This is a genomic window from Nocardioides pini, from assembly GCF_026712185.1.
GTDB classification, from domain to species: domain Bacteria; phylum Actinomycetota; class Actinomycetes; order Propionibacteriales; family Nocardioidaceae; genus Nocardioides; species Nocardioides pini.
Genome location: NZ_JAPPUX010000001.1, coordinates 85,981 through 105,977, shown reverse-complemented (window position 1 = coordinate 105,977; position 19,997 = coordinate 85,981). Strand labels below are relative to the sequence as shown.

11 protein-coding genes are annotated in these 19,997 nt (G+C 72.4%); 2 read left to right on the top strand and 9 right to left on the bottom strand.

Annotation, left to right across the window (positions count from 1 at the left end; all coding sequences use genetic code 11):
• Positions 1-2 precede the first annotated feature (2 nt).
• Both NYO98_RS00520 and NYO98_RS00515 read right to left on the bottom strand, forming a co-directional pair.
• The gene (locus NYO98_RS00520) at positions 3-8,159 is read right to left on the bottom strand and encodes an Ig-like domain-containing protein (RefSeq protein ID WP_268109561.1); all 8,157 of its coding nucleotides are present in this window, start codon (positions 8,157-8,159) and stop codon (positions 3-5) included.
• 176 nt (positions 8,160-8,335) lie between these two features.
• Positions 8,336-10,312: an ATP-binding protein gene (locus tag NYO98_RS00515; RefSeq protein WP_268109560.1), complete on the bottom strand. Its 1,977-nt coding sequence runs from the start codon at positions 10,310-10,312 to the stop codon at positions 8,336-8,338.
• Between the two features lie 135 nt (positions 10,313-10,447).
• Between NYO98_RS00515 and NYO98_RS00510 the strand changes: the two genes are divergently transcribed.
• Entirely contained in the window at positions 10,448-10,801 is a 354-nt protein-coding gene (locus NYO98_RS00510; protein ID WP_268109559.1) for a response regulator, read from the top strand.
• Between the two features lie 9 nt (positions 10,802-10,810).
• On the opposite strand, the gene NYO98_RS00505 is transcribed toward NYO98_RS00510, so the two are convergent.
• Genes NYO98_RS00505 through NYO98_RS00475 form a run of 7 tightly spaced genes read right to left on the bottom strand, consistent with a single transcriptional unit; the run spans position 10,811 to position 19,038 of the window.
• Positions 10,811-11,887: an ABC transporter ATP-binding protein gene (locus NYO98_RS00505; RefSeq protein ID WP_268109558.1), complete on the bottom strand. Its 1,077-nt coding sequence runs from the start codon at positions 11,885-11,887 to the stop codon at positions 10,811-10,813.
• Positions 11,887-12,954, bottom strand: coding sequence for an ABC transporter ATP-binding protein (locus NYO98_RS00500; protein ID WP_268109557.1), 1,068 nt, complete (start codon positions 12,952-12,954; stop codon positions 11,887-11,889). Before NYO98_RS00500 ends, NYO98_RS00505 begins: the two co-directional genes overlap by 1 nt.
• Positions 12,954-13,862 carry a carbohydrate ABC transporter permease gene (locus NYO98_RS00495; protein ID WP_268109556.1) on the bottom strand — a complete coding sequence of 303 codons (909 nt, stop codon included), beginning with the start codon at positions 13,860-13,862 and terminating at the stop codon, positions 12,954-12,956. The genes NYO98_RS00500 and NYO98_RS00495 overlap by 1 nt, the downstream gene beginning before the upstream one ends.
• On the bottom strand, positions 13,862-14,803 hold the full coding sequence (locus NYO98_RS00490) for a carbohydrate ABC transporter permease (protein WP_268109554.1): 942 nt from the start codon (positions 14,801-14,803) through the stop codon (positions 13,862-13,864). The genes NYO98_RS00495 and NYO98_RS00490 overlap by 1 nt, the downstream gene beginning before the upstream one ends.
• 10 nt (positions 14,804-14,813) lie before the next feature.
• Positions 14,814-16,241, bottom strand: a complete 1,428-nt coding sequence (locus NYO98_RS00485) for an extracellular solute-binding protein (RefSeq protein ID WP_268109553.1) — start codon at positions 16,239-16,241, stop codon at positions 14,814-14,816.
• A gap of 56 nt (positions 16,242-16,297) precedes the next feature.
• The gene (locus tag NYO98_RS00480; RefSeq protein WP_268109552.1) at positions 16,298-17,773 is read right to left on the bottom strand and encodes an NAD-dependent succinate-semialdehyde dehydrogenase; all 1,476 of its coding nucleotides are present in this window, start codon (positions 17,771-17,773) and stop codon (positions 16,298-16,300) included.
• Positions 17,770-19,038, bottom strand: a complete 1,269-nt coding sequence (locus tag NYO98_RS00475) for an iron-containing alcohol dehydrogenase (RefSeq protein WP_268109551.1) — start codon at positions 19,036-19,038, stop codon at positions 17,770-17,772. The genes NYO98_RS00480 and NYO98_RS00475 overlap by 4 nt, the downstream gene beginning before the upstream one ends.
• A 148-nt stretch (positions 19,039-19,186) precedes the next feature.
• Between NYO98_RS00475 and NYO98_RS00470 the strand changes: the two genes are divergently transcribed.
• Positions 19,187-19,951: a GntR family transcriptional regulator gene (locus tag NYO98_RS00470; protein ID WP_268109550.1), complete on the top strand. Its 765-nt coding sequence runs from the start codon at positions 19,187-19,189 to the stop codon at positions 19,949-19,951.
• The last annotated feature ends 46 nt before the right edge of the window (positions 19,952-19,997 follow it).

Sequence of the window (19,997 nt, the reverse complement as noted above, 5' to 3'; positions counted from 1 at the left end):
ACTCAGCCCGGGTAGTCTCCGTCGTTCCGGACGCGGTCCAGCCGGATCGCCGACCCGTTGAGCCAGCCCTCGCCAGGATTGCTGAGGCCTTCGTCGCGCAGCTCGCAGGACGGGTCGCGGTAGTTGGTCATCTGCGTGTCGAGACCCGGGCCGAAGTGACAGATGTCGGCGCCGCCGGCGTCACCGTAGAGCCGGTTCCAGTGGTCGCGGGGGGCCTCGCTCCTGGTGGCGTCGGTGCCGCCGCCGTCCAGCTCGTCGCTGCCGTCGCCACCTCGGACCACGTCGCGCCCCAGCTGCCCGTTGACGTAGTCGGCGTCGGCACCGCCCGCGAGGTAGTCGTGCCCGTCCCCGCCGAGGACGTGATCGGCGTCCGGACCTCCGAGGGCGACGTCCTCGCCGTCGTTGCCGCGCAGGGTGTCGGTGCCGTCGTTGCCGGCGAGGGTGTCGTTGCCCGTGCCGCCGAACAGCGTGTCGGGTCCGTCCTCACCGTTGAGCACGTCGTCGCCGGCTTCGCCGTTCAGCTCGTCCTGGAGGATGCCGCCCGTGATGCGGTCGTTGCCGGTCCCTCCGAAGAGCCGGTCCATGCCGTTGTCTCCGTTGACGACGTCCGCGCCCGCGTCCCCGAGGATGGTGTCGTCCCCGGTGTCCCCGGACAGGATGTCGACACCGTCGCCGCCCGAGATCGTGTCCGCGCCGAAGCTTCCGCGAATGGTGTCGTTGCCACCCTCTCCGTTGATCGTGTCCGGGAGGTCGCCGCCGTCGATCGTGTCGGCCCCACCTCCGGCGTTGACGACGTCACTCCCGCTCCCGCCGTTGATGACGTTCGCCGCACCGGTCCCGGTGATCCGGTCGTCACCGTCCTCGCCGTCGGCCGTGCCGGTGGTGCCGATGATCGTGTCGTCACCAGCGCCACCGTTGGCCGCCGGCCCGGTCGTGCTCGAGATGGTGTCGTTGCCATCGTCGCCGTTCGCGGTGCCGGTCGTGCTCGAGATCATGTCGTTGCCGTCTCCACCGCTGATGACCCCGGCGCTACCCGTGATGCGGTCGTCCCCGCTGCCGCCGTTGACGGTGTTGGCACCCGCGCCCGCGTTGATCCTGTCGCCGTCCTCGTCACCCGTGACCGTGTCGTCACCACCCGCCGAGGTGATCGCGTCCTCTCCCGCGTTGCCGTGGATCTCGTCCGGCCCGGACGTCCCGGTCACCGAGTCGTTGCCTGGACCAGCGATCACGACGCCGGCGGTGCCCCTGATGGTGTCGTTGCCGTCATTGCCGTTGACCGGCCCTGTGGTGTTGCTGATCGTGTCGTTCCCCGCGTCACCGTTCACCGAGCCTGTCGTGCCGGAGACGGTGTCGTTACCGTCGCCGCCGCTGACGAGGCCCGCGCTCCCCGTGATGCGGTCGTCGCCGTCCCCGCCGTTCACGGTGTTCCCACCCGGGCCGGCGTTGATCGTGTCGTTGCCCCCATCCCCGGAGACCGCGTCAGCCCCGTCGAAGGTGGTGATGGTGTCGGCGTCGTCGCCCCCGCTCACTACGTCGCGCTGGGGTCCTCCGGTCAGCGAGTCGACCCCCCGCCCGCCGGTGACGTCGCTCTCACCGGTGCCGGTGCTGACCCGGTCGTTGCCGTCCCCTGCCTCGACCCGGTCGACGCCCGCGCCCGTGGAGGCCACGTCGTCGCCGTCCTGCGCCCGGACGATGTCGGCCCCCTGGGCCGTGGTGATGGTGTCCGCCCCGTCAGGGCCATCGATCATCATGGAGGCCGGGAGGGCCGTGGCGCTGCGGCTCCCGGGGCCGTAGGCGACCGACGCGCTCGTCGACACCAGGCCCGTGGGCCCATAGCCCCACACGACGTCATTGCCGCCGCGACCCAGGATCTCGTCGCCGCCACCACCGCCGCAGATCACATCGTCCCCGGTGGTGCCCCTCAGGCTCGACACCGCACTCGCTTGGGCGGCGGAGTCGCCGTACACCGTGCAGGTGAACGACGCGTCGACCCGGAGGTCGACGACCGTCGTCGCTCCTGCGCCGACGACTCCGATCGCGCACGTGACCGGGCCGTCGGCGTCGGGGGACGTGCACCCGGCGGGCAGCCCTCCTGCGAGCGTGAGGTCGGACGACAGCGGCACGGTCAGCACGGTGGTGTCCGAGGCGACCGGCCCGCTGTTCGTCAGGGAGGCACGGACCACGAAGTCGTCGCCGAGCCCGGTCGAGGACAGGGCCGCGCCGGCCATCGTGCGAGCCTGCACCGTCACGGCGATTGCGGGGTCGCCCTGCACGGCAACCGTGAAGTCGCGGGACGCGACCGGTCCGGTGACACCGGCACCGTTGGTCGCACGGACCTCGAACCGGTGGGCACCCGCGGCGAGGTCGTCGTAGGCGAGCGGTGAGGCGCACGTCGTGAAGGCCGCAGCGTCCAGCCGGCACTCGTACGTCACCGGGGTGTCGTCGGCGACGAACGAGAACGAGACGTCGTTCGTGGTGACCGTCCCGGAGGGCCCGTCCGTGATGGTGACCGTCGGCGGGGTGTTGTCGACGACCCACGTGCGGGTGGCCGTGCCGACGTTGCCGAAGGCGTCCGTGGCCTCGACCCGGAAGCTGTGCGACCCGTCCGCGAGTCCGGTCAGGTCCACCGGGCTCGTGCAGGGCGTGTAGGCCGTACCGTCCAGGCGGCAGGTACGCGAGGCGACCGCGTCGTCGACCGTGAAGACGAGGCGGGCCGTCCGGGCCGTCGTCACCTGAGCCGGTCCGTCGGTGAACGACACGACCGGCGCCGTGGCGTCGACGAAGAACGACCGTCCCTCGGCTCCCCGGTTGCCCGCTGGATCGGTGGCCCGCACCGAGAAGGAGTGCGGGCCGTCCTCGAGCCCGGTGAAGGTCCGAGGACTCGAGCAGGGTGACCAGGTGCCGCCGTCGAGGAGGCACTCGACCGTCGCGGTGGGGTCGTCGACGGTGAAGGTGTACGTCGCCGTCCGGCTCGCGTGGTCGCCCGAGGGGCCTGACGTGATGACGACGTCGGGCTCGGTCCCGTCGACGGTCCACGACATCACCGCCGTCTGGCCGACGTTGTCCGCTGCGTCGGTGACGCGGATGCGGACGCTGTGGGCCCCGTCGGGGAGGACCGGGTCGAAGGGGCTCGAGCAAACCTGCCAAGGCCCGCCGTCGACCTGGCACTCGACCACACCGGGCTCACTGGTGGTGAAGACGAACCGGCTTTCGGGGATGCTGGTCACCCCGGTCGGACGCTGGGTCACGGTGACGACCGGGTCCGTCGCGTCCACCGTCCAGGTGTGGGTCGCGGGCGTCGGGTCCGTCAACCCTCCGGAGACCGCCCGCACCCTGAAGGTGTGAGACCCGTCGGCCAGGGGGCCGACCTCGAGCCCGCTCGCGCAGCTGGTCCAAGTGGCTGCGCCGTCGAGCAGGCACTCGAAGGTGGCCCCCGGGGTGTCGGAGCTGAAGGCGAACGAGGGGGTCGTGTCGTTGCTCGGCGACCGGGGCGCGGTGTCGATCGTCGTCTCGGGCTCGGGTGTGTCCACCGTCCAGGTGCGCGGCGCGGCCGCTCCGGTGTTGCCGGCCGTGTCAGTCGCCTGCACCCGCAGCGTGTGGACACCCTGGTCGAGACCGGCGTACGTCACCGGGCTGCTGCACACGGTGAACGCGGCGCCGTCGAGGCTGCACCGCGTGGTCACCGGCGCCTCGTCGACCGTGAAGGAGAAGGTCGCGCTCGTCTGCGCGATGGTGCCGGTCGGGCCGCCGATGATGGTCACCGTGGGCGGGACGGTGTCGACGGTGACGTCGCGACCGGCCACGAGCCCGGTGTTGCCCGCGGCGTCGGTCGCGCGGACCTCCAGCCGGTGCACGCCGTCACTGAGGCCGGTGAACTCGAAGGGCGAGGTGCAGGGCGTGAAGGCCCCTCCGTCGACCCGGCAGACCGTGTCCGCCGGCTCGCTCACGGTGAACCCGATGGTCACCCGCGGCGAGGAGACGGGCAGCACCGGGGCGGACGTGATGGTCACGACCGGCGCCGTGGTGTCCACGCGCCACTGGGCGGCAGCCGGGTCGGAGACGTTGCCGGCCGCGTCGGTGGCCCGCACCTCCAGCACGTGCTCGCCCTCCGCGAGACCGGTGCGCGTCACGGGGGAGGCGCACGCGGACCACGTCCCGCCGTCGAGCCGGCACTCCACCGAAGCGCTCGCGTCGTCGACGGTGAAGGCCACGCTGCCGCTCGTCTGATTGGTGACCGCGGCCGGCCTGCCGGTGATCGTGACCACCGGCGCCTCGGCGTCCACGACCCAGCTCCGCGCCGCCGCTTCCCCGACGTTGCCCGCATCGTCGGTCGCGCGCACGGTGAAGGTGTGGGCACCCGATCCGAGCGTCCCGAGACCCTCAGGCGAGGAGCAGGCGTAGGGGGTGCCGCCGTCGAGCACGCAGGTGAAGCTGGACGGCTCGTCGGCGACGAAGGTGAACGTCCGCGGGCCCGCACCCACGGTGCCGGAGGGTCCGGACGTGATGGTCGTGGTGGGACCGACGGTGTCGACGGTCCACGTGACGGTGGCGGGCGAGGGGTCACGGAGCGTTCCCTGCAGGACCGCGCGGACGCGGACGGTGTGCGCGCCTTGGTCGAGACCCGTGAGCGGCAACGGGCTGGCACAGGTCGCCCACGCGGCGCCGTCCACCTCGCACTCGAAGCTGACCGGGCTGTCTGGCGAGGTGAACGTGACGGTCGCCGACGTCTGGCGCACCACGCCGGACGGGGCGCTGGTGATCGTGGTCTCCGGTGGGTCGGTCACCAGGGACCACTCCCGGTAGGCAACGGCGCTCCGGTTGCCGGCGCGGTCGACGGCGCGCACCTCGAACCGGTACTGCCCGTCCGGCAGGTCGGCGTACGACGTCGGCGAGCCGCACGTCGCGAAGGCCGCCGGCACCAGGCGGCACTCGAACCCCCCGGGCTCGTCCGCCAGGAAGGTGAGGACCGCGACGAAGTTCGGGTCGACGATCGTCCCGCTGGGACCGTCGAGGTCGATGACCGTCGGGTCCACGGTGTCCACCGTCCACGACCGGGTCGCCGGCGTGGCGTCGGTCTTGCCGGCCAGGTCGATCGCGCGCACGGCGAGCGTGTGGCCGCCCTGGTCGAGCTGGTCGAGCTGGAGCGGAGACGCGCACGCCGCGTACGCCGCCCCGTCGAGGCTGCACTGGAAGGTGGCGGTCTCGTCCGCGCTGAACGTGAAGGAGGCGGCCCGCGACGAGACGAATCCCGTCGGTCCGCTGGTGATGGTCGTCTCGGGCGCCTTGGTCTCGACGGTGAACGGCACGCGGGTCACGGGTCCGTAGCTGCCACCGGTCCCCTGCGCCTGCACACGCAGCACGTGGGCACCGTCGCCGAGGTCGGTGAACGCCTGCTGCTGGGCGTACGCGCCGTTGCCGATCGGGTCGTAGCATCCCTGGTCGGAGAGGTCGTCGTCGGCGCCGTCGAGCTCCCACCGGAAGCACGCTGCCGAGGGGGCCGACCAGGCCATTGCTGACGTGCCGCTCGGGAGGACCTGGCGAGGTCGCGACGAGACGGTCACCCACGGTCCGCTGTTGACGCGGAAGGCACGGGTCGTCACAGGCCCGTACGTCCCGGCCGACGACCGCGCCTGGACCCGTAGCACGTGCGACCCGTCGGTCAGATTGGTGAAGGCCTGGCCCTGGGCGTAGGCGCCGTTGCCGCTCGGGCTGTAGCAGCCTTGGTCCGTGAGGTCGCCGTCGCCGTCGAGCTCCCAGCGGAAGCACTCGACCTGGTCGGCCACCCACGAGAGGGCGACCGCGGCGGTCGGGATGGTGGCGTCCTCGGCTGGGCCCGAGACGAAGCGCGGGCGGGTTGCCGCGCTGGTGTCCACGGTGAACGACCGGGTCGTGACCGGACCGTAGGCGTTCCCGGCCGAACGGCCCTGGACACGTAGGGTGTGCGGCCCGTCGCCCAGCCCGTTGAACGCCTGGGTGAGCGCGTAGGCGCCGTTCCCGACGGGGCTGTAGCAGCCTTGGTCGGTGAGGTCGCCGTCGCCGTCGAGCTCCCAGCGGAAGCACTCGACCTGATCGCCCGTCCACGAGTACGCCACCGCCGCACGGGTGACCGTCGCGCCCTGCGCCGGGCCGCTCGTGAAGCGTGGCCGCGTCGCCGCCGAGGTGTCGACCGTGAAGGAGGTGGTCGTGAGCTCTCCGAAGGACCCACCGGGCGACCGCCCCTGGATGCGGAGCACGTGCGGTCCGTCGGCCAGGTTCCCGAAGCCCTGGGTGGACGCGTAGGCGCCGTTGCCGACGGGGCTGTAGCACCCCTGAGTGGAGAGGTCGTCGTCACCGTCGAGCTCCCACCGGAAGCACTCGGCGTCCGTCGCGGCCCACGAGAACGCCGCCCACGGCGTCGCAACCGTGCCGGTCGGCCCGGAGATCACCTGCGGACGCGACGCCGTGGAGGTGTCGACGGTGAACGTCCGGGTCGCGACCTGTCCGTAGTCGCCGCTGGTCGACCTCGCCTGGACGCGCAGGACGTGCTCACCGTCCGGCAACGAGCCGAACGCCTGCGCCACGGCGTAGGTGCCGTTCCCGCCGGGGCTGTAGCACCCCTGCGTGGAGAGGTCGTCGTCACCGTCGAGCTTCCAGCGGAAGCAGTCCACGTCCTCGGCGGTCCAGGCGAACGCGGTCCACGGGACGGTCGTGGTGCCTTGCGCTCCCAGGACGATGGTGGCATCGCTCGAGGCACCGGTGGTGGGCGCCAGGGTGAACGTCGTCGATGCGACGGGCGAGGTCCCGGTAGGGGCTACGCCGCGTACGTCGAGCTGGTGCGGGCCGGGATCGCCGGTGCCGGTCACGTGACCCTCACGTCCTGAGCCGCAGGTGAACCAGTCACCATCGTCCACGCGGCACTCGTAGCCATGCGCTCCCCGAGACCTGAAGGCCGCGGCGTAGCCGGTCCCGGGCAGGGTCCCGGCCGGCCGGACCACCCACTCGATCTCACGTTGCGGGGCGATGGTGAAGGTCGTCGAGGCGACCGGACGCGGATCCCGTGCGTCCCGCGGTCGCACGTCCAGCCGCCACGCGCCGTCCGCGAGAACACCCGACGTCCACCACCCCTGCTGTCCGCCTCCGCAGACCTCGAAGTCCGGCAACGTCTCCGGGACGGGATCGGTGCGGTAGGCCCGGCAGTCATACGCGTGCACGCCCGGCGCGCGGAAGACGGCCGAGGCCACGCTGCCGTCGATCGTCGCAGGCGGGCGTGAGACCCACTGCACGGTGCCCTGGACGTCCACGACGAACGCACTGGAGGCGACCTGACCGGTCTCAGCGCCCTCCACTGCGCGCACGTCGAGGCGCCAGGCACCATCGGCGAGCTCGTCGCTGGTCCACAGGCCATTCACGCCGGAGCCGCAGCCGACCATGTCCGGCAGCGGGTCCGGCAGGGGGTCGGTGCGCACCAGACGGCACTCGTAGCGGTGCGCTCCCTGGGCCGTGAAACGCGCCGTGACGGTCCGCCCGTCGGTGACGTCGCCGGGCTCCTCGAGCCAGCTGATGCCGAGCGGGTCGGTGACCGTGAAGGTCGCCGTCGCGACCGGGCCGGGGACTCCGCCGCGCAGCGCCCGAACCTGGAGCGCGTGCGGTCCCGCCGGCAGCTGCCCCGACGTCCAGAAGCCGTCACGCCCGGACCCACATGGGGCGAAGTCCCCGCCGTCCAGACGGCACTCGTACGCCGACGCCCCCGCGGCCGTGAACGTCGCCGACACGACCCGGGCCGAGTAGCTGCCCTGGGGCTCGACGATCCACTGCACGACGGGTTGCGACGTGACGGTCCAGTCCCGGGTCGCACTCGGGCCGGCGCCGCCCCCGTCGACCCCACGGACCTCGAAGGTCCACTGGCCGTCGGCCGGCACGCTCGTGAGGTGGCTGCCCGTCACGCCGCAGTCGCCGTACGTCGGTCGCGACCCGTCCGGTGTCCCCGCAGGGAAGACGCGGCACTCGTAGGACGCCGCCCCTGGCGCGAGGAAGGAGAACGCGGCGTACGGTGTCTCGACCGTCGCCGCGGGGTGACCCGTGATGGCTGGGGCACCGGGAGCCGCACCGGCGGGGAGCGGCGTCAGGGCGACTCCCGCCGCGAGCAGCAGGACCGAGATCCATGCGGAGAAGCGATGCATGGCGCCTCACTCAGGGTGTGGGCAAGTCCTACCGAGAATCGACCCGCGGCCGGTGGCTGGGCGGCCCGCCCGGGGCGGGTTCGCTCGGCCGGGCCTACAGCATTGGTAGGCCGCGGCACCCGAGGCCGGCATGCCCACATTGGCGTAGGTTCGCCGCCCGAAGGTAAAGGTTCGTCTCAGCTGCTCCCGGTCCCACCCTCTGGGGTGGACGCCGCCGGCAGGTCGAAGCGGAAGACCGTGCCACTCCCGGGCGGGGTGGCGAGGCACTCGATGGTGCCGCCGTGGCGCTGCACGATGGTCTGGCAGATCGACAGGCCCATCCCGGTCCCGCGGAAGTGGGCGCGGACGGCGCCGCTGCGGTGGAAGCGCTGGAAGATCAGCGACCGCTCGGAGTCCTCGACCCCGACCCCGCAGTCCTCGATCTCGACCACGACGCGCGAGCCCTGGCGGCGCGCGCGCACGGTGATGGTCGCGGCCTCGCCGGGCCGGGCGTACTTCACCGCGTTGCCGATCAGGTTGCCGAAGAGCTGGCGCAACGCCACCGGGTCGGCGCGGACCGACGGCAGGTCGGGTGCGGCCGTCAGCACGTCGTCGGGGCCGAGCAGCCCCGACACCTGGTCCAGCACGCCGTCGGGACCGGAGATCGCCACCTCGCGCGCCGCCAGCTCGCCCGACTCCGCGAGGGCGTGCTCGAGCAGGTCGCCGATCAGCTCGCCCATCTGCTCCGCCGCGCGTTCGGCGCGACGCAGCGGCTCGGCGGCCGGCGAGCCGGGCTCGAGGTCGTCGGCGGCGAGGCCGACCCAGGAGCGGATCGCCGAGAGCGGGCCGCGCAGGTCGTGGGCCGCCGTCGACGCGAAGCCGGCGAGGGGCCGCAGGCCGGAGCGGTGCTCCGTCACCTCGCGCAGCACGAGCAGGATCCCGGGGCGCCCGTCCGTGCGGGTGAGCGTGGCGCGGGAGACCGCGAGGACGATCTCCTCGCCGCTGCTCAACGTGATGACGACGTCGCCGACGCCCAGCTCGGCGCGCACCGCGCCGGTGTCGGACGAGGGGGGCTCGCGCAGCCGGCTGACGAGCTCGGCCAGGGCGTCGGCGTCCGCGGTCGCCGGGCTCACCCGGTGCGCCAGCCGCCGGGTCGCGCCGTTGCTGCGCTCGACCCGGCCGTCGGCGTCGAGGACGACGAGCCCCTCGTCCATGCTCTCGGTCATCTCGGCGAGCAGCTCGGCCTGCTCGGCCGCCTCCGCGCGGGCCGCGGTCTCGGCGGCGTACGACTCGTCGACGCGGTCGCCGAGGGCTCCCACCGCCAGGCCGGTGAGCAGGACGGCGACCATGAAGAGCTGCGAGACGAGCACCTCGGCCACCGGGTCGTCGACCGAGTCGAACGGTCCGTGCCCCGTGAGGCTGAGCGAGAGCGCGATGCCACCCAGGACCAGGCAGTGCAGCGCTGCGGGGAAGGTCGGGAACCGGGCCGCCGACCACACGGCGAAGGCGATGACGAGGAAGACGACGGGATAGGGCTGCACGAACAGCAGGACCGTCACGGCGACCGAGACGACCCAGAGCACCACCAGCTCGGTGCGCGAGCCACCGTGGATGCGGTCGGGGATCGGTTGCGTGCGCCACTCCCACGCCAGGTGGCCGACGGCGCCGACGGTGAGGACACCGGCGACGTGCCGGGCGAACCAGGCCACCGGGGTCAGGGCCGTCACGGGTGCCGCGTCGAGCCACAGCCCGAGCGTCCCGATCACCGCCCCCAGGGCGCAGCCGATGGCTGCTGCCCCGGCCATCGCCGCGAGGTTGCGCGGCGAGCGGATGCTGGCCGTGCCGCCCGCGCCGAGCATCGTCGGGCACCAGCGACGCACCAGCAGGCCGGTGACGGCGGTCTGCACCGTCACCGACGTGGCCCCGAAGAGGCCCAGGAGCGGTGAGGCGCCGGTCGCGACGACCACGCCGAAGTGGATGGCCAGCAGCGGCGCGAGCACGCGCAGGGTGTGGCGCGGCGACTCCGCCAGCAGCCACAGCAGTGCGACTCCCGAGCCCGGCCAGATGAGGCTGACGACCTGGCCCTCGAGGGCGGTGGCCCGCCCGATGAGGGTGAGCACGGCGTACGCCGCCGCGAAGGATGCGGCCCGCGTCGGCGACAGGGCCTTCGACATGCGCACAGAGTACGACCGGCGACGGGTGCCGGACCGGGCAACGGCTCAGCCCACACCTCACGATCCGCTCACATCTGCCCCGGAAACGGTCAGGCGGCGCGACAGTGGCGACCGTCGGGGTCCAGACTCTGTGCCATGTCCTTGCGCAGCCTCGTCGCGGACGACGAGCCCGACATCCGCGACTTCATCGGACACGTGCTCGAGCGCGCCGGCCACGTCGTGACGCTGGCCGGGGACGGCGCCGAGGTGCTGGCCCACGCGTCGGCCGAGAGCTACGACCTGGTCGTGGTCGACCACCACATGCCGCGGATGACGGGCCTGGCGGTCGCCGACGAGCTGCGACGCACCAGCCCGTCCACCAAGGTGCTCATCATGTCGGGCGACCTCGACGTCGGTGACGAGCACCGCCACTTCCTGCCGAAGCCGTTCAACCGCAACGAGTTCCTCGCCGCCGTCGACACCCTCCTGGCCGCGCCGGGGACGGGCTGAGCCCGCCGCTCACCGCCCCGCTGTCGACAGCGCGAGCCCGGTGCCGGCGTCGAAGATGTGCGCACGGTCGAGGTCGACCGTGACGGACACCCGGTCCCCCGGCGTGCCCGTCACGTGGGGTCGGGCCTTGACCTTGACCAGCTCCGATCCGACCTTGACGTCGACCACGGTGCGGTCGCCGAGCGGCTCGAGGGCGTAGACCTCCCCGGCCAGCGCGACGTCGCCGCGCCTCTCGACCGAGACGTCCTCGGCGCGCAGGCCGAGGAGCAGCGGCCGCCCGTCCTCGGCGGTGGTCCAGCGCGGCCGCGGGAGCGACCACCCCTGGGCCCCGACCAGCCGGTCGCCCTCGGCCCGGCAGGCGAGCAGGCTGATCCGGGGGCTCCCGACGAACCCGGCCACCCACTGGTTCGCGGGCCGCTCGTAGACGTCGGCCGGCGTGCCGACCTGCTGCACCCGACCGTCCTTGAGCACCGCGACGTGGTCGGCCATCGAGAGCGCCTCCACCTGGTCGTTGGTGACGTAGAGGAACGTCCCGCCGAGCGCGCGGTGGATCCGGGTCAGCTCGGTGCGCATCTCCACGCGCAGCTTGAGGTCGAGGTTGGTGAGCGGCTCGTCCATGAGGAAGGCGCGCGGGCGCCGCACCAGCGCGCGTGCGAGCGCCACCCGTTGCATCTCGCCGCCCGACATCTGCGCAGGCCGGCGCTTCAGCAGCCGCTCGATGTGCAGCAGCGTGGCGACCTGCTCGACCGCGGCGGCGATGTCGCTCGCGGATGCCTTGCGGGCCCGCAGCGGCGAGGCGATATTGTCGTACGCCGTCTGCCGCGGGTAGAGCGCATAGCTCTGGAACACCATGGCGAGGTCCCGCGCGGCCGGCGTGTCGTCCGTGGCGTCCCGGCCGTCGAGGTGCACCGACCCGCCGTCGAGCTTCTCGAGGCCGGCGATCGCGCGCAACGTCGTGGTCTTCCCGGCACCGGACGGGCCGAGCACCACGAAGAACGAGCCGTCCGGCACGTCGAGGTCGACCCCGTCGAGGGCCTGCACGTCCCCGAACGCCTTGCGCAGCCCGTGCGCCTCCACGGTTCCCATCAGGCCACCAGCTCTTCCGTGCTCGTGTCGTAGACCGGCGGGGTCCCGCCGGAGTGGCGCAGCCCGACCCGGTCGTCGGCCGCGAAGCGCACGGTGGGTGGCATCCGGACCCGGACGTCGCTCGCGCCGCCGTGGTCGACGACGTAGATGATCTCGTCGCCCAGCGCCTCGGCCGAGACGACCCGTGCGGGGACCGTCCGGTCGGCGCCCGGCGCGGTCACCTCGAGCGCCTCCGGTCGTACGCCCGCGACGAGCGCGCGGTCGCGCGGCAGCCCCGCCGGCGGCGTGAGGACGAGGCCCCCCGACCCACGCAGCGCATCGTCGGCCACCTCCACCTCGATGAGGTTCATCGGCGGCGAGCCGATGAAGGCGGCGCAGAACAGGCTGGCCGGCCGGTCGTAGACCTCCAGGGGAGTGCCGACCTGCTCGACGCGGCCCTTGTTGAGGATGGCGATCCGGTGCCCGAGCGACATGGCCTCCACCTGGTCGTGGGTGACGTAGACCATCGTCGTCCCGAGCTCGGCCTGCAGGTGCTTGATCTCGGTGCGCACGTCCGCACGCAGCTCCGCGTCGAGGTTGGTCAGCGGCTCGTCCATCAGGAAGGCGCGCGGCCGGCGGACGAGGGCGCGGGCCAGGGCGACGCGCTGCTGCTCGCCGCCCGAGAGGCGCTGGGGCTTGCGGTCGAGCAGGCGCTCGAGCTGCATCATCCGCGCGACCTCGGCGACCCGCTCCTTGACCTCCTTCTCCGGCTTGCCCTCGGCTCGGAGCGGGAAGGCCAGGTTGTCGCGGGTCCTGAGGTGCGGGTAGAGCGCGTAGAACTGGAAGACCATGGCGATGTCGCGCTCCGCCGGCGGCAGGTCGTTGACGAGCGTGTCGCCGATGCGGATGTCGCCGGAGGTCTGTCGCTCCAGGCCGGCCATCGCGCGCAGGGTCGTCGTCTTGCCGCAGCCCGACGGGCCGAGCATGACGAAGAGCTCGCCGTCACCGATCGACAGGTCGACGTGCTCGACCGCGACGGTGCCGTCGGGGTAGCGCTTGTGCAGTGAGGTCACCTCGATGCCGGCCATCAGCGTCGCACCGCCCCGAGGGTCACGCCCGCCACGAGGTGCTTGCGCACGAGGTACGCGAACACCAGCACCGGCACCGCGAACACCACCGCCGACGCAGCGACCAGGCCCCAGTCCACGGTGGTGCCGCCGATCAGCCCGGCGATCGCGGGTGGCGCCGTGCGGACCTCCTGGCTGGAGGTGAGGAAGACGGCGAAGACGAACTCGTTCCACGAGAAGATCAGGGCGAAGACCGCTGTCGCGGCGATGCCCGGCACGAGCAGCGGCAGCGTGACGCGCCAGAACGCCTGCAGCCGGGTGTAGCCGTCGAGCATCGCGGCGTCCTCGTACTCCGCGGGGACCTCGTCGACGAACCCCTTCATCATCCAGATCGTGAACGGCACGTTGAACGCGGCGTAGATGAGGACGAGACCCAGCTTGGTGTCGATCAGCCCCAGCGTGCGGTACATGAGGAAGATCGGGATCACCACGACCACCGGCGGCATGAAGCGGGTCGACAGGATGAAGAACAGCTGGTCCTTCTTGGCCTTGAGGGTGAAGCGCGAGTAGGCCCAGGCCGCGGGGACGCCCAGCACCGTCGCGAGGACGGTGGACGCACCGGCCACGACGACCGAGTTGAGGAACGACCCGGACAGGTCCGACCGGCCACCGCCGCGCGCGACGAACACGTCCTTGTAGTGGTCCAGGGTGAGGTCGAAGCCGAAGAACTTCGCGGGCACGGCGTAGACGTCGCGGTTCTCCTTGATGGACGTCTCGAGCATCCAGAGCACCGGGAAGAGCATGGCCACCGCCAGCGCGGTCAGGAGCAGGACCTCGACCACCATCCGGCCCCGCCCGCCGCGGCGACGCGCCGGCGGCGCGTCATCCGTGGCGGGGCCGGGAACGGCCTCGTCGATGGTGATGGCCATCACCCCTCCTTGAGCTTGTTCAGGTAGCGCAGGTAGATCTGCGCGAGGACGATGACGACGAGGACCATGAGGATCCCGTAGGCCGACGCGAGCCCGGTGTTGAACCCGAGGAACGCGACCTTGTAGACGTGGAACGACAACGTCTCGGTGGAGACGCCGGGGCCTCCGCTGGTGAGGATGTAGACGAGGTCGAACAGCCGGAACGCCTCGATCGCGCGGAACATGACCGCGATGAGGAGCAGGGGCCAGACCAGGGGCAGCGTGATGTGGCGGAAGCGGAACCACTCCGACGCGCGGTCGATGGACGCGGCCTCGTAGAGGTACGCCGGGACGGCGGTGAGGCCGGCGAGCGCGATGAGCATGATGAACGGCGTCCACTGCCACGTGTCGACCACGATCAGCGAGAGAAGGGCCGTCCGCTGCCGGGTGAGCCACTCCACCTGCCCGAGGCCGAGCGAGCCCAGCATCGAGTTGATCACCCCGAACTGGGCGTCGAGCATGAACTTCCAGAACAGGCCGACCACGACCGGCGACAGCATCATCGGAACCAGGAACAGGGTGGTCAGCACCCCTCGCCCGCGGGCCCGGCGCGAGATCAGGTAGGCGATCCCGAAGCCCAGCACCGTCTGCAGCGCCACGGCCCCGGTGACGTAGACCAGGGTCGTGAGGGCCCGTTGCCAGACCTCCGGCGACGTGAGGATGGTGGTGTAGTTCCCGAGCCCGACGAAGTCGGCCGGCGCGTCGCGCGTGGCGGAGTAGTCGGTGAAGGACAGGTAGAGCGCCCACAGCAGCGGGAACACCGACATCGTCAGCAGCAGCAACATCGCCGGTGAGATGAACACCAGCGCCAGCCGGCGGTCGGTGAGGCGGGGGGACCGCCCCGGTGCAGGCGGCGGCGCCGCGGACGCCTCCTGCACCGGGTGGTCGGTCGTGGTCGTCATGGCCGCCGGCTCACAGCCCGCCGCCGCTGGAGTCGAGCACCTGCTGCTGCTGCTCGGCGATGTCGTCGAGCGCCTCCTCGGGGTCCTTGGCCCCGTTGAGCGCGGCGTTGACGTTGGTGTTCTCGATGTCGATCAGCTGGGCGTACTCCGGGACGTTCCACATGTCGCGCATGCGGGACACCGAGTCGGCGTACACCTGGTTGAAGGGTCCGGCCTCGAGGAACTCCGGCGACTCGAGCGCGTCGGTGCGAGCCGGCACGCCGCCAGCCGCGGCCCACTTCTTCTGGATGTCCTCCTGCTCGAACCACTTCATGAAGTTGAGTGCCTCGGCCTGACGCTCGGCGGGCGCGTAGGCGGAGATGTGCATGCCCATCCCGCCGAGGGGCACGACGTCGGCGTCCTGGGTGGGCAGTGTGGCGAAGCCGAGCGTGTCGAGGATCTCGTCCTCGGTCGTGCCGAGCGTCGACTGCGCGGGGTCGAGCAGGCCGCCGGCGGCGGCGATCCACTGGAAGGCGATGCAGGCCTTGCCCTGCGCCACCGCGGCGTTCACCTCGTCGATGAACCAGTTGCCGGAGCCCTTGGCGGTGAGCGGCTTCATCTCGTTGACGAGGACGTCCATGGCCTTCTGGCCGGCCTCGTCGTTGATGACGCCCTCGATCGACTTGTCCTCGGAGTTCCAGAGGTTGCCGCCGTAGACGCCGTTGACCGTGTTGTAGGTGACGGCCGCGGCGTCGGAGCCGTTGGCCTGGTGGAAGGCGAGCCCGCTGACGCCCGGGTTCTCGTCCTGGCACTTCTGGGCGGCGTCGATCATCTCGTCCCAGGTCTCCGGGGGCTCGTCGCCGATGAGGTCCTTGCGGTAGATCATCGTCCACGTGTCGCCGAGGAGCGGCAGGCCGTAGAGGCTGGCGTCCTCGTCGCGCTGGCCGGTCTCGGCCTGGGGGTACTGGCCGTACGCCGCCAGCAGGTAGGGGTCGTACGCGTCGACGTCGATGTTCTCGTCGACGAAGTCGGTGAGGTCGAGGATGTTCCCGTTGGTGACGGCCTCGCCGATGTGCTGGGAGTCCAGGATCGGGATGTCGAAGTCGGTCTGCCGCGCGGCGAACTGGGTGAACATCGCGTCGTGCCAGTTGGCGTTGGGCACCGTGTTGACCTCGATGGTCACGTTGGGCCGCTCCTTGGTGTACTCCGCGTTGGCGAAGTCCTCCAGCGCCTGGGCCGGGGGCCACTCGAACCAGATGAAGCTGAGCGTCAGCGGGTCGTCGGTGAGCTCGGGGATCGTGGCCGGCGCCTTCGGGCCGTCGGCCGCCTCGGCCTCGCCGCCACCGCCGTCACCGCCGCCGCAGGCCGCGAGGGCCGTCACCGCCAGGATGGCCGCCGTGGCCAGGCGGGCCCGCCGGCCGGGGAGGGACCTGTGTCCCGCTCGCTGTAGGTACCGCATCTGCTTCCTGCTTCCTGCTCGGGTGGGTGATCTCACGGGGTGGGTGGTGGACGGGGTCACCAGGACGTGGCGACGTACTGGGCCTCGAGGAACTCGAGGAGTCCCTCGGTGCTGCCCTCGCGGCCGAGTCCGCTCTGCTTGGTGCCGCCGAAGGGGGCGGCGGGGTCCGAGACGAGCCCGCGGTTGAGGCCGACCATCCCGCTCTCGAGGCGCTCCGCGAGGTGCAGGCCACGCGCGAGGTCGCGGGTGTAGAGGTAGCTGACCAGGCCGAGGTCGGTGTCGTTGACGACCGGCAGCAGGTCGTCCTCCCGCTCGAACCGGACGACCGGCGCGACCGGCCCGAAGACCTCCTCGCGGAGGACCCGGGCGTCGGGCGGCACGTCGACCAGCACCGTCGGCGGGTAGAACGACCCGGGGCCGTCGGGAGCGCGGCCGCCGATCATCGCGCGGGCCCCGCGCTGGACCGCGTCGCGGACCAGCAGGTCGACCTTGCGGACGGCGGCGTCGTTGACCAGGGGGCCGCACTGGGTGGCCTCGTCGGCGCCGGGGCCGACGCGCAGGGCGGCCATCCGGGCGATGAGTCCCTCCACGAACGCGTCGTGCACCGACGCGTGCACGTAGAAGCGGTTGGCGGCGGTGCAGGCCTGGCCGCCGTTGCGCATCTTGGCGACCATGGCGCCCTCGAGGGCGGCCTCGAGGTCGGCGTCCGCGAGGACGATGAACGGGGCGTTGCCGCCCAGCTCCATCGCGCACTTGAGCACGCCGTCGGCGGCGGTCCGCAGGAGGACGCGCCCCACCTCGGTGGAGCCGGTGAACGACACCATCCGGGTGCGCGGATCCGTCAGCATCGCCTCCACGACCGGCCCCGGCCGGGACGTCGTGACGACGTTGAGCACGCCGCCCGGCACGCCGGCCTCCTCGAGCAGCGCGGCCACGGCGAGGGCGGTCAGCGGGGTCTCGGCCGCCGGCTTGAGGATCGTCGTGCACCCGGCCGCGAGAGCCGGTGCGATCTTGCGGGTGGCCATCGCGGCAGGGAAGTTCCACGGCGTGACCAGCACGCTGACACCGACGGGCTGGTAGGTGACCAGGAGCCGGTTGGCGCCGCTCGGCGCGTGGCCCACCTGGCCTCGCAGCCGGACGCCTTCCTCGGCGTACCAGCGGAAGAACTCCGCCGCGTAGGCCACCTCGCCCCGGGCATCGGCCAGCGCCTTGCCGTTCTCGAGCGAGATGAGCAGCGCGAGCTCCTCGCTGCGCTCGTGCATGAGGTGGAAGGCACGCATCAGCAGGTCCGCACGGTGCCGGGGGGACGTCGCCGCCCAGTCGCGGGCGGCCGCGGCGGCGGCGTCGACCGCCGCGGTGGCGTCCTCCGTGCCGGCGTCGGCCACCGTGGCGAGCACCGCGCCCGTGGCGGGGTCCGACACCTCCAGGCGGCGCCCGCCGGTGGCGGGGCGCCAGGATCCCGCGACGTAGAGGTCGGTCGGCACGTCGATGACGTCGGCGACCGGGCGCAGCAGCTCGTCCACGACCGTCATCGCGCACCCCCCGTCGCGGCGAGGCCGGGTGCGGTGGGCACGACCTCGCGCAGCGCCGCGCGATCGCCCGCGTGGGCGGCACGCACGATGTGCTCGAGCGCGTCGACGTCGAGCGGACGGGGGTTGTTGGCGACCAGGCGCTCGGCTCCCGACGCCTGCTCGGCCGTCCACCGCAGCTGGTCGGCGGGCAGCCCGAGCTCGGCGAGGGTGGCGGGGATCCCGATGGACGCCAGCAGCGCCGCCACCCGGTCGATCGCCTCGTCGGCGAGGTCCTCCGCGGACCACTCGCGCGGGGCGCCCATCGCGACCGCGACGGCCGCCAGCTCCGGGACCCGGGTCGGCCGGTTGAACTCCATGACGTAGGGCAGGAGCGCGCCCACGCCCACGCCGTGCGGCGTGTGGGTGAGGGCGCCGACCGGGTACTGGATGGCGTGCGCCGCGGCCGTCCCCGCCGTGCCGAGCGCGAAGCCGCCGGCGGTCGCGCCGAGCATCATCGCCTCACGGGCCTCGGCGTCGTCGGGCGTGGACCATGCGCGGTGCAGGCTGCCGGCGATCAGCCGGATGCCGAGCAGCGCGTAGGTGTCGGTCAGCTCGTTCTTGCCGACGAACACCCGCTCGGTGGCCAGCTCGGCGGTCACCGGGCGGCGTATCGCCGTGAACGCCTCGACGACGTGGGAGAGGGCGTCCGCGCCCGCGCTCGCCGTGAGCGCAGGCGGGCAGCCGACGGTCAGCTCCGGGTCGCACAGGGCCGTGTGCGGGATCAGGAAGGGACTCGAGATCCCCACCTTGCTGATCCGCCCGGGATCCGTGAGCACCGCCACGGGCGTGACCTCGGACCCGGTGCCGGCGGTGGTGGGCAGGGCGACGACCGGCACGACCGGGCCGGGCACCTTCAGCTCGCCGTAGTAGTCGGCGGGCGCGCCGCCGTGGGTCAGCAGCACGGCGACGGCCTTGGCCAGGTCTAGGCAGCTGCCCCCGCCCATGCCGACCACGACGTCGGGGTCCGCCGACGCGACGAGCTCGGCACACTGCACGACCTGGTGCACGGGGACGTCGGGCTCGACCTCGGCGTACGTCGTGACCTGCACGCCGGCTGCCTCGAGCAGCCCGACCAGGTGGGCGAACTCCGGGGTGGCCCCGAACCGGGCGTCGGTGCAGACCAGCGCCCGGGAGCCCAGCGCCGAGACGACGGTCCCGAGGGCGTGGCGCTGCCCGGCTCCGAACAGGACCTGGCGCGGACCGCGCAGGACGCCGAGCATGCTCATGGGGTCTCCGTGTCGTGAAGGGTGCCGGACCGGCAGATGGCTTGCGACCGGACCCATTTCCTATACGATCCGATTGGTGCGAGAGCATGAGCCACCACACCGGGCGCTGTCAACAGGTCCGGGCACGACACGCGGGAAAGGGACCGGCATGGACGAGGCGACGACGGGTCGGCCCGACACGACGCTCGCGCGGGCGACGGACGGGGGCCTCCGGGTGGACCGCACGCGGGGGCGGCTGGCCGACGAGGTCTACGACACCCTGCTCGCGCAGCTGATGTCGTTGCGCATCGAGCCGGGCTCGCGGGTGACGATCGATGCGCTGGCGCGCGAGCTGCGCGTGTCCCAGACCCCGATCCGCGACGCGCTCAACCGGATGGAGGCCGACGGCCTGGTGGTCCGCGTGCCTCACGCCGGTTACCGGATCCCGCCCCAGATCACCCGCGAGCGCTTCGAGGACATGGTGGAGATCCGCCTCCTCCTCGAGCCCGCGGCCGCCCGCCACGCGGCGGAGCGCGCGTCGTCCGAGCAGGTCAGCGGCCTGCGGCGGATGATCGACGAGATGGCCGAGCTGGTCGAGGGCGACCGCCACGCGGCCTACGGCGCCTTCGGCCTGCGCGACGCCGCCTTCCACGACCTCGTGGCCGACAGCGCCGGCAACCAGGTGGTGCGCGAGGCGCTCGCGCGTCTGCACACGCACGTGCACCTCTTCCGGCTGCTCTACGACGCGGAGGTGACGTTCCTGGCGATGGGCGAGCACGAGGAGGTGCTCGGCGCCATCGCCGCTCGCGACCCCGACGCGGCGGCGTACGCGATGCGCCGCCACATCCTGCTCTCGCGCGACCGCTTCCGACGGCTCTTCGACGAGTCCGAGGAGTCCGGCCGGTCCGGACAGGGCCTTGACGAGGCCACCTGAGCACGTGATTCTGAGCACACCCGATCCGATCGGATCCGATTGGATC

Excerpts from the sequence above, each read along its gene's own strand:
- NYO98_RS00520 (WP_268109561.1), bottom strand. The coding sequence starts at position 8,159 with ATGCATCGCTTCTCCGCATGGATCTCGGTCCTGCTGCTCGCGGCGGGA.
- NYO98_RS00515 (WP_268109560.1), bottom strand. The coding sequence starts at position 10,312 with ATGTCGAAGGCCCTGTCGCCGACGCGGGCCGCATCCTTCGCGGCGGCG.
- NYO98_RS00510 (WP_268109559.1), top strand. The coding sequence starts at position 10,448 with ATGTCCTTGCGCAGCCTCGTCGCGGACGACGAGCCCGACATCCGCGAC.
- NYO98_RS00505 (WP_268109558.1), bottom strand. The coding sequence starts at position 11,887 with ATGGGAACCGTGGAGGCGCACGGGCTGCGCAAGGCGTTCGGGGACGTG.
- NYO98_RS00500 (WP_268109557.1), bottom strand. The coding sequence starts at position 12,954 with ATGGCCGGCATCGAGGTGACCTCACTGCACAAGCGCTACCCCGACGGC.
- NYO98_RS00495 (WP_268109556.1), bottom strand. The coding sequence starts at position 13,862 with ATGGCCATCACCATCGACGAGGCCGTTCCCGGCCCCGCCACGGATGAC.
- NYO98_RS00490 (WP_268109554.1), bottom strand. The coding sequence starts at position 14,803 with ATGACGACCACGACCGACCACCCGGTGCAGGAGGCGTCCGCGGCGCCG.
- NYO98_RS00485 (WP_268109553.1), bottom strand. The coding sequence starts at position 16,241 with ATGCGGTACCTACAGCGAGCGGGACACAGGTCCCTCCCCGGCCGGCGG.
- NYO98_RS00480 (WP_268109552.1), bottom strand. The coding sequence starts at position 17,773 with ATGACGGTCGTGGACGAGCTGCTGCGCCCGGTCGCCGACGTCATCGAC.
- NYO98_RS00475 (WP_268109551.1), bottom strand. The coding sequence starts at position 19,038 with ATGAGCATGCTCGGCGTCCTGCGCGGTCCGCGCCAGGTCCTGTTCGGA.
- NYO98_RS00470 (WP_268109550.1), top strand. The coding sequence starts at position 19,187 with ATGGACGAGGCGACGACGGGTCGGCCCGACACGACGCTCGCGCGGGCG.